Below are 12321 nucleotides of genomic sequence, written 5' to 3'. Positions count from 1 at the left end.
GGCTCCGTAGTTCAGGTGCACCAGTCGGCCGGACGGTTGCTGCTGCAAGTGCCGAAAGGCCGCAGTGGAGGAAAGTCCGGGCTCCATGGAGACACGGTGCCGGATAACGTCCGGCGAGGGTGACCTTAGGGAAAGTGCCGCAGAAAGCAAACCGCCAGTGCATGCATTGGTAAGGGTGAAAGGGTGGGGTAAGAGCCCACCGCGTTTTTGGCAACAAAAACGGCATGGTAAACCCCACCGGGAGCAAGACCGAATAGGGGCGGCGCGGAAGTTTACTTCCAGTCATGTTTCCAGACCTGACCGCCCGGGTGGGTCGCTAGAGGTGTTCAGTAATGGGCATCCCAGATGAATTGCCGTCGCGTATGGGTGTAACAGCCTGTGCCTTACAAAACCCGGCTTACAGGCCGACTGGTATTTATTTCTTCATCATGGACGCCTGTGTTTTTGGCACAGGTCTGCTGAACGTGATTGTTGGCGCATATGTCGACAATATTACGATGTTTTTATATAGTCAGATCATGCAGGATTCTAAACCTTCCCAAGTGATCTACTTTTGCCATGGCATTCCCGGAAGTGCATATGACATTGCCTTTATTCAGGATAGCCTGCCGTCAGGAGTTGAGGTTATTGCACCCAATCTGCTTGATGTGGAAGGGGACCCCAAAGAGGCTTGTGTTCAGCAGTTTGATGAGATGACTGCTGGTCGGGGTCAAGCCGTGATCCACGTTATTGGGTTTTCGATTGGAACGATGGCCGCTGCACATATTGCTGGTGCGCGGGCCGATAAGGTGGCAAAGCTCACATTCGTTTCAGCTGCAGCTCCGCTTGGTCTTGGCGACTTCCTACCCAAAACTGCCGGAGCTCCTGTGTTTAAGGTGGCGCAGTCTACACCTCGTTTGCTGAAGTTTCTAGTTGCCTTTCAAGGGCTTTTCTTTCGTATCGGGCCAGCGCTTTTGCTGAACCGACTGTTTGCAAAGTGCGGGGCGAAGGAAAAAGAACTCATAGAAAAACCTGAGGTTTTTGGAGTGCTGCGTGCAGGACTGACAAGCAGCCTTGTTAAACATCCTGATACTTATTGGGCTTATTTGAAGGCCTATGTCTCTGATTGGTCTGCTGTACTGAATGGCATCCGTTGCCCTACAGAACTTTGGTACGGGTCTGCTGATACATGGTCACCTATCGAAATGGTGTATGCAATAAAATAAGCTTTGCCGACAGATGCAAAATTACACATTGTGGAGGGAGCAGAGCATTACTCCACGCTTCAGGCGCTCCGACTTTAATTTTCGTTTACAACGAAGTGTACTGGTTTCCCAAGTTGTTCCAGATTTTCTTCCATAGTGGTTACTCTATATCTGTGAAAGGAATTCGCCCAAAGTTTTCGCCCCTTGTTCTGAGGAAATGCCCTTACAGGACTACCTTCACCTGTATCTTAGCAAATACTATGTTCTTCGCGTTCGCTAAAGCCGCCCAAAGCACATTGATAATGTGCTTTGGTTTTAGCTGATTTATCTGTGCTCTTCTGGGACCCAATCGGCAGGCGCAGCATTCCAAAATCTATTTGGATTACCCTCATCCATGCCGCGAAAGTGTAATGTCCGCAAACAATTTTCTACGAAGATGACAGGCTCTTCATAGGGGTGGGTGCAATAGACTTCTTCAATTACCTGCGCTGCCAGAGCCGCGTCGTTTTCTAAGAAGAAAGACAACTCGATACATAGCACTTCGACAGCATCCGTTGTCGCTGCATTGCGACCACTTCCCAATGATCGGAACCGCTGTATTCCTCCGGCAGTTTTAAAGGTAACGCTATCATAATCGCCATATTTTAATGACGTGATCTTGCATAGATGGTCTATAATATTCTGGGCACTTGGTTCTGGAACCTGAACAGTAATTCTTAAGCCATGTTCATGGGTAAATCTTTTGGTTTTTAGGGTTGGAAGGGGCATTTTGTTCTCCGGTTATCTCTCATTTGAGATAACTGAATTTGACTGCAAAAGGTAGAACAGACAGTTCGGTTCCGAACGAACTGTTAGGTGAGAGATATGCCTTCAAGACTGTCGTGACTGATCCCAAAGTTTCGGTCAAAGGCTTCATATCCAAGAGCCGTTATTTTAAGCGCTCGGCTCGCTTTGCATCGCTCTAACCATTTCTTTTCTAAAGACCTATCCATAATGGCTGTTGCCAGGGGGCCGGATATATGGTGACGGCGTTCGGTCCAATCGAGGCAGAGTTTTACAGCAGGTTTCTTAGTGTTGTTTATATTCAGCACGTTGATATCGATTGCGTGAAAAAATGCCACTCCTTCAGGGGTAACTGAAGCCGAGTCACCTTGTAATAGCAAAGCTCCTTTTGTGATGAGCTGATTTGTAATCAATACGCCAAGCCTGCCGGCAATGTGGTTATAACAGCTACGTGCGCGCAGGGCGTCAACTTCTGGTTTGTTTCTGTTCTTAGCGCGGTGTAGGTGATCTGTGGGTGACAGGCCTGCCAGAGTTTCTAAAATACTTGCAACCTCAGCACTTGAAATTCGGTGATAAACATTGCGCCCGCTGCGAAGAGATGCCGTCAATCCTGCTGCTTCCAGTTGCTTGAGATGTGCGCTCGCCGTTTGAGCTGTTACATTGGCGACGCACGCTAGTTCTTTGTTGGTAAACGCTCGGCCATCCATCATTTCGCAAAGGATTCGGGAGCGGTTGGGGTCAGCTAGTGCAGCTCCGATAATATCAAATCTGGGTTCAGTACTCATCTTTGTACACTAACGTGAGAGTGCAGCAATCACCAGAGAATATGGTCCGCTTGAAGATATCGCGTGGTTTGCTGGAAATTCGGTTGAAACTCCGCAGATTGTTGGGTGCAAAGAGCCGAATGAGTTTGGGCTCTACGACATGCTGGGCAATGTTTGGGAGTGGTGTTGGGATCTCTATGATCCAGCTGTTTATGGAGAGTACCGCGTGTTCAAAGGTGGTGGTTGGGCAGATGATGAGCGTGGCTGCCTTGTCACCAACAGGCGGCGTAGTCATCCAACCTTTCGTGTTGCACGGTCAATAAAGTAGGCTGTTTGCTTTGCTTGCCGAGAAGGTGAGCCTTGATCCAAGAAAATACAGATACCGTCTTGTTGGGTTGACTGTCTCAATCCGATCAAGTACCCAAGGTTTAATTTATGTATACAATGGGATACAAAAATAGATTTTTGGGCTTGGGTTTCTTTTATGCTGATTTCCGCGGCGAATATTGTCACGCCGGGGCCAGCGATCCTCAACACGGTGCGACGGGCTGCGCAGTTGGGGATGGGCCGGGTTTTCCCGACTATCCTAGGTAATACGCTGGGGCTTGCGATTGCAGGTGCATTTTGCGCAGGTGGTGTGGTGAGCTTTGTGCTCACCTCTGAGGTTTTGTGGAGCTTATTCCGATGGTTGGGCGTTGGGTATCTGGTCTGGCTTGGGCTTAAGTTTGTCTTCAAGCGTGAGGAGATTGATTTATCAGGGGATGTCAGCGTTTCTGTATCTGGATTGACACTGTTCTGGGAAGCGTTTTTGCTGGCGGTGACCAACCCAAAAGCGATCCTGTTTTTTTGTTGCTCTGTTCCCGCAAGTTATGAGCTCTGAGTTGGCCCTGCTGCCACAGGCCAGTATTCTTGTTGCAACGTTTTGCGGAATCTCTGTCCTATCTTTAAGCGGGTATTCTGCGTTGGCCTCGTTGTTACGGGCGCGCTTTATTACTCAGGCGCGGTATCGCCGGTTCCGTGTGTTGTCGGGCTTTGTTCTTTTTGGGTTTGCAGGGAAAATTGCGAGTGAGGTGCGGTAAAAGCGGTTTGCTTTTGCTCCTATGGCAGTGTTCCAACTTGAAAGTTGATGGAGCTTCGCGCAGATAGAAGGTAACTGCAAGGAGATCTTCTATGAGAACAGAATTTGATCAGGAACTGGAAGAGCGCCTCGTTCGCTATGCCGCTATTGATAGCCAGAGCGATGAGACGTGCCCGGAGTCCCCAAGCTCTCAGATCCAGCTTGATGTACAAAAGGTGCTGCGTGCTGAGCTGATGGAAATTGGTGCCAGCGACGTTGAACTGACCGAGTACGGCGTTGTTCTTGCCACCATTCCTGCGACTATCGAGACGAATGGGCCCGTGATTGGCTTGCTTGCGCATGTGGATACCGCCCCAGCCTACCATGCTGAAGGTGTGAAGCCGCGCGTTCATCGTGCTTATGATGGTTCTGCAATTTCCTTCCCGGATGCCTCTGAGCTGTCCCTGTCTCCTGAGAACTCCCGTTATCTTGGCGAGAAAATCGGTGATGACATTATCACCGCCAGTGGAAGCACGTTGCTGGGTGCGGATGACAAGGCTGGTGTTGCGATCATCATGTGTCTTGCTCGTCATCTGCTGGCAAACCCGCAGATCCCTCATAGCAAGCTTCGTATTGCGTTTACGCCGGATGAAGAAATCGGGCGCGGTGTGCATGACAAGTTGCCTAGCGCTCTGGGTGCGGATTTCGCTTACACGCTGGATGGCGGCAAAGTGGGCGAGCTGAACTATGAAAACTTCTGCGCTGATGGTGCGACAGTAAAGATCACTGGTGTTTCTGTACATCCTGGTTATGCGAAGGATAAGTTGGTCAATGCGTTGCATCTGGCAGGCAAAATCATCGCTATGTTACCACATGCAACGATGACACCTGAGACCACCGATGGTCGTGATGGCTTTATCTTCGTTGCTGACATGGTGGGGAATGCAGCTGAAGCGGAGTTGCATTTTGTACTGCGCGATTTTGAGTTGGAAGGTCTTGAAGCAAAAGCCGATTTGCTGGAGCAGGTGTGTGCTGCTGTTCAGGCGAGCGAGCCGCGTGCTTCCATCTCTTGCGAGGTTAGAGAGCAGTATCGCAACATGCACCATTGGCTGCGTGATGATATGACCCCAGTTGAGCTTGCTAAGGCAGCTTATGAGGACATGGGGTTGAGCGTATCTTCCAAACCGATCCGTGGTGGAACCGATGGTTCTGTGCTGACTGCGAAGGGTACATCCTGTCCGAACATCTTCACCGGCATGCAGGAAATCCATGGCCCGTTGGAATGGATCAGCGTGCAGGATATGGCATGCGCGACACAGGTATGCCTTAAGCTTGTTGAGCGTGCAGCGAAGTAAACTGAACTTAGCAATCGCGTCCTGAAAATATGAAACCGTCGGCTACTTGGTCGGCGGTTTTTTCTTTGCTGGTTTCCTTCTGTCCGATGCCTTGAGCATACGTTGGAAGGAGGGGCATTCCATATGGCTCGGGGCAGGGCAGTCGGCTACGTGGTGCAGGATATCGCGCAGGGCTGTGAGTTCCTTGATTTGCTCATCAATCAGATCGGCACGTTCACGGATCTGCTCTCGCGGGATCTGGAGCTGTCCTTTTTCAGAAAACATGCCTGCGATCTCTGTCAGTGAAAATCCACCTGCCTTGGCGAGTGTGATCAGAGAGAGTTTCGTCAGGATTTGCGGCTCGTACTGACGTCGGAGACCGTGCCGCGTTATGGACTGAATGAGCCCGACTTCCTCATAATATCGTAGTGTGGAGGGCTTCACACCTGAGCGTTCGGTGATCTCTCCAATATCTAGCAGTTTCATACTTGACCTCAAGTTGACTTGAAGTCGTATCCTGATCTCAACAGGGTAATTTTGCAAGAGGATAAGCAAATGAAACAAGTGCACGTGGAGCCCGAGCAACAGGTCTGGAAAGACCCCAGAGCGATTGCTCTTTTAATGGCGGCTACTTTAACAGTCATGGCGAACGCAACGATCAGTCCTGCTCTTGCTGGATTGGAGGAGATGTTCCGGGATGATCCAAATGTTCTCTGGTTGTCCCGGCTTTTGGTCTCAACGCCCTCGCTGACTGTTATTATCTGTGCCCCGCTGGCTGGAGTGATCGCAGATCGCTACGGTCGGCGGGCACTGTTGCTTACAGGTGTTTTGCTGTTTGCTGTGATGGGAAGCGCCGGCATGATCCTGCCGGATCTGACGAGTATATTGGTGAGCCGGCTGGGACTTGGCATTGCAGTTGCCATGGTGATGACGGCGCAAACAGCTTTGATCGGTGACTACTTTGTCGGCAACCAGCGCAGCTCGTTGATGGGATTACAGACTTCTGCTCGCAACTTCGGCGGTTTTCTCTTTATCTCAATGGCTGGATTGCTGGCCGTCACTTCTCCGCGGTTACCGTTTGCGATTTATGGGCTTGCGTTGCTCATGGTGCCGTTTTTGTGGCGTTATATCAGCGAGCCGGTGAAGCACTCAGCAGCTGCAAAGAAGGTTGCAAGTGCAGAAGACGATGGATCTCCGGCTTGGGTCTGGTTGTTGGCAGCGCTGGCTTTGCTGCAAATGCTGACCAATATGATCTTCTTCCTCATGCCGACACAGTTGCCGTTCTTTTTGGATGCTCAAGGTTATGACAGTGCGAGTATGACAGGTGCTGCGCTGGGCGCGTTGATGTTGACTGGTGGCACGGCGGCTCTGCTTTATGGGCGGATTAAAGCGCGTGTTGGTTACAGTGGTGCATTTACACTGGCCTATGGGTTTATGGCGATTGGGTTGATGTTGCTGACCTTGCAGGAAACCTGGAGCGTGTTCCTTGGAACGGCCTCTATGGGGGCCGGGTATGCGCTTGCGATGCCGAACTTTCCGGCGATTGCACTTCAGGTGGCTCCGAGTTTCCGGCGTGGTATGGCAGGTGGGGTGCTGACTTCCTCCGTTTTCCTTGGTCAGTTCCTCTCTGTTTTTGTCAGCATTCCTTTGATTGCTGCGGTTGGATTTGCCGGAACGTTTCGGATTGTGGCCACTGTGCTGACCTGTATGGCGCTTATCGGCTTACTCGTCTTTATCTGGCGCTCGGTTCGTAAGGCGGCAACGGCGTTTGTGCGGATGGAAAACTGAGTGTAACGGGCTTACGAGAGCGTCAGCGTTTGAACGTGTTATGCGCATTTTTTGTTGATGCTCTCGATCGCTCTGGAATAGTACGTAGACCGCGCAAATCGAAGCTGTCATGGTGCTCCGATTGCCGCAAATTATATGCGGCGGGATGAGCGCTTAAAGCAGTGAGAGCGAGCCGGAATAAGGTAAGCAGCTTTAGGCGATGTAATGCCTTTGACATGCAAGACATGTAAGAGCAAAGGCATAACTGAAAGCAGTGCCTTTTGAGGCCTTATCTTGGAATATCCGCATGAGTGGTTTGCCGGTTTTAGGCGCAGCAATGTGTGTCAAACATCTTCCCCAACATCGTGAATGGTTGCTGGAGCTGCCTCGCGATCTTGAGCTGCAGGATTTCTATAATTGGAACTTGCTGGACAATGGGTGTGATGACCTGGTCGCAGAAGCAAAGAAGCTTCTGGATGGACATGAGGGGCGCCTCGGTCTGCATGGCCCATTCTGGAATCTGGACCTTTCTGCGGCTGATCCGCTGTTTCAGCAGGCTGTCCGCAAGCGGTTGGATCAGGGTATTGAGTTGTGTGCCAAGATGGGTGCAGACCAGATGGTGCTGCACAGTCCTTACACGATCTGGGATCACAACAACCTCGATCTTTATGACAATGGTCGCCAGATGAAGCTGGAAATGATCCATGCAAACCTGAAGGACGTTGTTGCCAAGGCGGAGGACATGGGTTGTGTCATCGTGTTGGAGAACATTGAAGATCTGGATCCTTCCTACCGATTGGAGATCCTGAAGAGTTTTGAGAGCGAAGCTCTGGCGCTTTCGATTGATACCGGCCATGCTCACTACATGCACTCGTGCTATGGGGCTCCTCCGGTTGATTACTTCATCAAGTCAGCAGGCGATGCTTTGCAGCACGTGCACATTCAGGACATTGATGGCCATGCTGACCGTCACTGGAATCCGGGTGAGGGGTCTATTCCGTGGGAGCCGCTGTTTGCGGAACTGGCAAAACTGAAAAGCAACCTACGCCTGATCCTTGAGATCATGGATGAGACCACTTTGCGCAAGGGCGCAGATTATCTGGTTGGGCTGGGTCTCGCCAGATAACGGCTCAGTTTGCTTCTTCTTATGAGGTTTGAGGTCGGCAGCACTGCCGGCCTCCTTTGTTTGAGCGGTCAAAATAACCAGTAAAACCAATTGTGATCGTGGTGCGTGACGTGTCTTTCCGGCAGAAATTATCGACTCAGGACAATCGTGGGTAGGTATGGGAATTTGCCCCACCGTCCTCTGAATGGGCATGGAATTTCATGGTCCGGCATGGGAAAAACGGAGTTTTGCCAAGGCTGATAGGTTAAAATCACTAGAGCTAATCGGCGAAATTCTTTCTTCGACCTTTGTGAAAACTGTGAGTGCTTCTGGTTGTAATCGCAATTTGGATGCGTGTAACTCGCAGAAATCCCTGCGTAAACTCCTATCAATACTTCGTTTACCATAATTGGTGATAACTACCAGATGTTAAGGGGCATTCTTTTCGGTTTGGGCTGGTGGGTTCATTGACGTCCCATGGCATCCCATGGTATCCCATAGGCTCCCGGGATATTCCGGTTTGTACTTCAGTAATCTTGTTGTTTTTGCCTGATTTGAGCGCTGGCTCTCCAAGGAGTGGAGAGTTGTTTGATGTGCCGCTGACAGATCAAGAAGATCTGGCTCATTAAAGAGGGGACCAATGGCTGGTTTTGTTTCGCACTTCACCAATCGGGTGGATGCAAAGGGTCGTGTATCGATCCCTGCACCCTTTCGTGCAGCGTTGGCGAAAGACGGCTTTGAGGGACTCTACTGCTTCCCATCTCCTTTTCAGGAGGCGGTTGATGCAGGTGGTAACGGACTTACAGCTGAAATCCAAAAACGACTTGATGCGTTTTCGACGCTCTCAATGGAGTATGACGCTCTGTCCACGGCGCTTTATGGTGCCAGTGAAACCCTGAAGATTGATCAGGATGGCCGGATTGTTCTTTCTGAGATGATTCGCAACCACACCGGCATTGATGGTGAAGTCACCTTTGTTGGGCAGGGGTTTAAGTTTCAGATTTGGGAACCTGTGAGGTTCGCCAAGCACCGCGACGAGGCCATGAAGCGGGCGCTTGCAGTATTGTCTTCCGGCGGTGCACCGGGGACAGCAGCCGGAGGGGCACTATGATGACGGGCGGCGACGGAGACAAATCCGATATCGCTGGCGGACCAGCGCGTCACATTCCAGTCCTTCTGGAACGGGTGCGGGAGGCAATGGCCCCCGCGCCGGGTGATGTGATTATTGACGGCACGTTCGGTGCTGGTGGTTACTCCAGGGCTTTTCTTGAGGCTGGAGCCAGTGTGATTGGCGTTGACCGGGATCCGGATGCGATCCGCGACGGTCGTGTTTTGGAACAAGAGTCCGATGGGCGCTTGCAGCTGGTCCATGGTCGGTTTGTTGATCTTGATGACCATGCGCGTGAGCTTGGTTATGATGCCGTTGACGGTGTGGTGATGGATCTTGGCGTGTCTTCCATGCAGTTGGATCAGGCGGAGCGTGGATTTTCGTTCCGGTTTGACGGGCCGCTGGATATGCGCATGGAACAGGATGGTCCAAGTGCGGCGGACGTGGTGAATACCATGGAGCGCCAGCACTTGACGCGCATCATCGGGATGCTTGGTGAAGAAAAGCGTGCTTCCAGTGTTTCGTATGCCATTTGTCAGGCGCGTGAAGAGAAGCCTTTCGAGACGACGCTTGAGCTTGCTCGCGTTATTGAAAAGGTGGTGAAGCGTAATCCTAAGAAAGCCAGCATTCATCCAGCAACGCGGACCTTTCAGGCACTGCGTATCTATGTGAATGGTGAGTTGCATCAGGCGGCTGGTGCTCTTGCTGCTGCTGAGCGGATTTTGCGTCCGGGTGGGCGTCTGGTTGTTGTGACGTTCCATAGTTTGGAAGATCGTATTGTGAAGCGGTTCCTTGCAGATCGCTGCAAGACCCGCGGTGGTGGATCTCGTCATATGCCAGAGATGGATATTCCTCCTCCGACTTTCGAATTTATCGTGAAGGGCAATCAGGATGCCAGCGTTGAAGAGATTACTGATAATCCTCGCGCGCGTTCTGCTCGTTTGAGAGCTGGGCGGCGTCTGGATACGCCTTCGCGGGAATTAGATATTCATGCGGCAGGCGTTCCGCGCCTTGCTTCATTCCATGGTCTAGGAGGCTAAGCTATGCTGCGCTTCGTAAATCTGTTCTTTGTTGTTGCGGTGGTTATTGGTGCTGCGCTCGTTTACGACATCAAGATGTCTAACGAAAACCTTGCCGATCAGGTGCGTCAGCTTTCTGCTGAGATTGCCAAGGAAAAAGACGATATCCGTTACTACAAAGCCCAGTGGAGTGTGCTTAATCAGCCCGGGCGTTTGCAGGGTATCGTTGATCGTTACAACGATATTTTGAAGCTTGAGCCACTGCGTGCGGAGCAGATCACGACACTGAAGGCGTTGCCGGTTAGACCTGTTCTGATGGAGCCAGTCTCTGCTGATGCGATGAGCGGTTACGCCAGTCGCGTTACATCCGTGCAGTAAGGGGGGGGGGGCTCGTGGCCAGGAAAGCTGACAGTTCCTTTTTGCGGCGGTCTAATGTGACCCAAAAACATGGCACAAGTGCGATCCGGCTTCGTGGTCCGGGACGCTCGCGCATTTTCTTTGCGATGACCATCTTTGTGTTTGTGTATGGGGCTATCGCTGGTCGTCTGATCCTGCTTGGGTTGCAGGACAGGGACCCTGCTGAGGGGTTCCTTGCTGCGCAGAGTTCTGTTACTCAGGCGCGCCCTGATATTGTTGACCGCAATGGTGAAATTCTTGCGACCGATATCAAGAGTGCTGCGCTTTATGCTGAGCCGCGCAAGATCCCGGATACGGATGAAGTCTTTGATGGACTGATCTCTATTCTGCCGGAGCTGGATACGCCTGTCATCAAGAAGCGTCTTGAGAGCAATGCACTGTTTACCTGGCTCAAGCGTGAGATCTCGGTTGAACAACGTCAGGCTATACATGCGCTGGGTCTTCCGGGGGTTGGCTTCCGTGAGAGCAATAAGCGGTTTTATCCGGGTGGTCAGACGGTCAGTCACATTCTGGGGACTGTGAATGTCGACAACCAGGGCCTCTCTGGCATGGAGAAGTATGTCGATCAGGCGTGGTTGAAGGATCTGCAAGATCTTGGCTTTACGCAGGATCGGACCATGGAGCCCGTCAAGCTTTCGGTTGATCTGCGTGTTCAGCATGCAGTGCGTGATGAGTTGCGCCGTTCCATGGAATACTACAAGGCCAAAGCGGCCATGGGTGTGGTGCTGAAAGCGGACACCGGTGAAGTGATCGCCATGACGTCGCTGCCGGATTTTGACCCGAACAACCGTCAGCAAGCGCTTGAAAAAGAACGCATGAACCGGGTGACTGGTGGTGTGTTTGAGATGGGCTCCATCTTCAAGGGTATTACCATTGCGATGGCGCTGGATAGTGGCAAGGTGAAGTTGGAAGATGGCTTTGATGCCACCAAACCTATCCGTGTTGCAGGTCAGAAGATCGATGACTTCCACGGGAAGCGCCGTGTTTTGTCCGTGCCTGAAGTTTTCATTTACTCCTCCAATATCGGCACCATCAAAGTCATGCAGAAAGCTGGCATTGAGGAGCAGAAGGCGTTTTTGAAAAAGATTGGGCTGACCCAGAAAATGAAGACCGAGATACCGGGCGTTGCGCGGCCTCTGCTTCCACCGAAGTGGAATGACCTTGCTGCAATGACGATCTCTTTTGGTCATGGCTTGGGCATCACGCCGCTGCAGATGGCTGTTGCGGGTGCGACGCTGGTCAATGGCGGTAAATATCTTGAACCAACGTTCCTGCCTCGCAGTGAGGAAGAAGCTGACAAGCTTGCTAAACAGGTTCTGAAACCACAAACCAGCGAGATCCTTCGGTATCTCAACCGTGAAAATGTCCTGCGTGGATCCGGGCGGCGTGCTGCTGTGCCGGGTTATGATGTTGGCGGTAAGACTGGAACAGCGCAGAAAGTTGTGAATGGCCGTTATGCTGAAGGTGTTTATCTGAACTCCTTTATGTCGGCGTTCCCGATGTCCAATCCTGAGTATCTCGTTTTGATTGTTTTGGATGAGCCACAAGCCGTGGAAGGGCAACGTTATTCTACTGCCGGGTGGAATGCTGTGCCAACCACTGCATCTGTTATCCGCAGAATTGCACCAATGCTCGGCGTGGTGCCTGATTTCGCAGATGACGCGGAAACAATTCCGGTTTCCTATCAGAACCGAAACTAAACAGGAGAATTGAATGAGGCAATACACGGAGATTTTGGGGAAATATGAAGACAACTGTTCTCCAAATCTGGTTTGCCACATTC

13 protein-coding genes and 1 other RNA gene are annotated in these 12321 nt (G+C 51.4%); 11 read left to right on the top strand and 3 right to left on the bottom strand.

Features of this window, described 5'->3' with window-relative positions; all coding sequences use genetic code 11:
• Nucleotides 1-20 precede the first annotated feature (20 nt).
• Together rnpB and PsAD37_RS23860 are read left to right on the top strand one after the other, a co-directional pair.
• Nucleotides 21-416: RNase P RNA component class A (gene rnpB / locus PsAD37_RS23865), an RNA gene on the top strand.
• 12 nt (nt 417-428) lie between these two features.
• Entirely contained in the window at nt 429-1205 is a 777-nt protein-coding gene (locus PsAD37_RS23860; RefSeq protein ID WP_208992051.1) for an alpha/beta fold hydrolase, read from the top strand.
• Nucleotides 1206-1508: 303 nt separating this feature from the next.
• Here the strand turns inward: PsAD37_RS23860 and PsAD37_RS23855 are convergent, their stop codons facing one another.
• Both PsAD37_RS23855 and PsAD37_RS23850 read right to left on the bottom strand, forming a co-directional pair.
• Complete coding sequence (locus PsAD37_RS23855) at nt 1509-1952, bottom strand: hypothetical protein (protein ID WP_063298205.1); 444 nt, start codon at nt 1950-1952, stop codon at nt 1509-1511.
• A gap of 83 nt (nt 1953-2035) precedes the next feature.
• Nucleotides 2036-2752: a helix-turn-helix transcriptional regulator gene (locus PsAD37_RS23850; RefSeq protein WP_063298204.1), complete on the bottom strand. Its 717-nt coding sequence runs from the start codon at nt 2750-2752 to the stop codon at nt 2036-2038.
• A 28-nt stretch (nt 2753-2780) separates the two neighbouring features.
• Here PsAD37_RS23850 and PsAD37_RS27935 point away from each other — a divergent pair, with 28 nt between their 5' ends.
• The 3 genes from PsAD37_RS27935 to pepT all read left to right on the top strand — a co-directional run bounded on the left by PsAD37_RS27935 (nt 2781) and on the right by pepT (nt 5143).
• A complete protein-coding gene (locus tag PsAD37_RS27935) occupies nt 2781-3059 on the top strand; it encodes an SUMF1/EgtB/PvdO family nonheme iron enzyme (protein WP_084408087.1) in 279 nt (92 codons plus the stop codon).
• 156 nt (nt 3060-3215) lie between these two features.
• Nucleotides 3216-3611: a LysE family translocator gene (locus tag PsAD37_RS23840; RefSeq protein WP_208992050.1), complete on the top strand. Its 396-nt coding sequence runs from the start codon at nt 3216-3218 to the stop codon at nt 3609-3611.
• Between the two features lie 290 nt (nt 3612-3901).
• A complete protein-coding gene (gene pepT, locus PsAD37_RS23835; RefSeq protein WP_063298202.1) occupies nt 3902-5143 on the top strand; it encodes a peptidase T in 1242 nt (413 codons plus the stop codon).
• Between the two features lie 42 nt (nt 5144-5185).
• Here pepT and PsAD37_RS23830 read toward each other — a convergent pair whose 3' ends face one another.
• Nucleotides 5186-5608 (bottom strand): helix-turn-helix domain-containing protein, encoded by a 423-nt coding sequence (locus PsAD37_RS23830; protein ID WP_063298201.1) that lies wholly within the window; start codon nt 5606-5608, stop codon nt 5186-5188.
• A gap of 69 nt (nt 5609-5677) precedes the next feature.
• Between PsAD37_RS23830 and PsAD37_RS23825 the strand changes: the two genes are divergently transcribed.
• The 6 genes from PsAD37_RS23825 (at nt 5678) to PsAD37_RS23800 (ending at nt 12238) form a co-directional block, all read left to right on the top strand.
• Nucleotides 5678-6910 carry an MFS transporter gene (locus PsAD37_RS23825; protein ID WP_063298200.1) on the top strand — a complete coding sequence of 411 codons (1233 nt, stop codon included), beginning with the start codon at nt 5678-5680 and terminating at the stop codon, nt 6908-6910.
• A 286-nt stretch (nt 6911-7196) separates the two neighbouring features.
• Complete coding sequence (locus PsAD37_RS23820; protein ID WP_063298199.1) at nt 7197-8015, top strand: sugar phosphate isomerase/epimerase; 819 nt, start codon at nt 7197-7199, stop codon at nt 8013-8015.
• 619 nt (nt 8016-8634) lie between these two features.
• Nucleotides 8635-9105, top strand: coding sequence for a division/cell wall cluster transcriptional repressor MraZ (locus PsAD37_RS23815; protein WP_063298198.1), 471 nt, complete (start codon nt 8635-8637; stop codon nt 9103-9105).
• Nucleotides 9105-10142 (top strand): 16S rRNA (cytosine(1402)-N(4))-methyltransferase RsmH, encoded by a 1038-nt coding sequence (rsmH, locus tag PsAD37_RS23810; RefSeq protein ID WP_193778330.1) that lies wholly within the window; start codon nt 9105-9107, stop codon nt 10140-10142. Before PsAD37_RS23815 ends, rsmH begins: the two co-directional genes overlap by 1 nt.
• Nucleotides 10143-10145: 3 nt before the next feature.
• Entirely contained in the window at nt 10146-10499 is a 354-nt protein-coding gene (locus tag PsAD37_RS23805; RefSeq protein ID WP_063289946.1) for a hypothetical protein, read from the top strand.
• Between the two features lie 14 nt (nt 10500-10513).
• Nucleotides 10514-12238, top strand: a complete 1725-nt coding sequence (locus PsAD37_RS23800; protein ID WP_063298196.1) for a penicillin-binding protein 2 — start codon at nt 10514-10516, stop codon at nt 12236-12238.
• The last annotated feature ends 83 nt before the right edge of the window (nt 12239-12321 follow it).

Origin of the sequence: Pseudovibrio sp. Ad37, from assembly GCF_001623075.1 — a bacterium.
Taxonomy (GTDB): Bacteria; Pseudomonadota; Alphaproteobacteria; order Rhizobiales; family Stappiaceae; genus Pseudovibrio.
The sequence above is the reverse complement of the archived record's forward strand: the minus strand, read 5'-3'. Positions and strand labels throughout refer to the sequence as shown.

Coding starts and splice junctions, on each gene's coding strand:
- PsAD37_RS23860 (WP_208992051.1), top strand. CDS start 429: ATGGACGCCTGTGTTTTTGGCACAGGTCTGCTGAACGTGATTGTTGGC.
- PsAD37_RS23855 (WP_063298205.1), bottom strand. CDS start 1,952: ATGCCCCTTCCAACCCTAAAAACCAAAAGATTTACCCATGAACATGGC.
- PsAD37_RS23850 (WP_063298204.1), bottom strand. CDS start 2,752: ATGAGTACTGAACCCAGATTTGATATTATCGGAGCTGCACTAGCTGAC.
- PsAD37_RS23840 (WP_208992050.1), top strand. CDS start 3,216: ATGCTGATTTCCGCGGCGAATATTGTCACGCCGGGGCCAGCGATCCTC.
- pepT (WP_063298202.1), top strand. CDS start 3,902: ATGAGAACAGAATTTGATCAGGAACTGGAAGAGCGCCTCGTTCGCTAT.
- PsAD37_RS23830 (WP_063298201.1), bottom strand. CDS start 5,608: ATGAAACTGCTAGATATTGGAGAGATCACCGAACGCTCAGGTGTGAAG.
- PsAD37_RS23825 (WP_063298200.1), top strand. CDS start 5,678: ATGAAACAAGTGCACGTGGAGCCCGAGCAACAGGTCTGGAAAGACCCC.
- PsAD37_RS23820 (WP_063298199.1), top strand. CDS start 7,197: ATGAGTGGTTTGCCGGTTTTAGGCGCAGCAATGTGTGTCAAACATCTT.
- PsAD37_RS23815 (WP_063298198.1), top strand. CDS start 8,635: ATGGCTGGTTTTGTTTCGCACTTCACCAATCGGGTGGATGCAAAGGGT.
- rsmH (WP_193778330.1), top strand. CDS start 9,105: ATGACGGGCGGCGACGGAGACAAATCCGATATCGCTGGCGGACCAGCG.
- PsAD37_RS23805 (WP_063289946.1), top strand. CDS start 10,146: ATGCTGCGCTTCGTAAATCTGTTCTTTGTTGTTGCGGTGGTTATTGGT.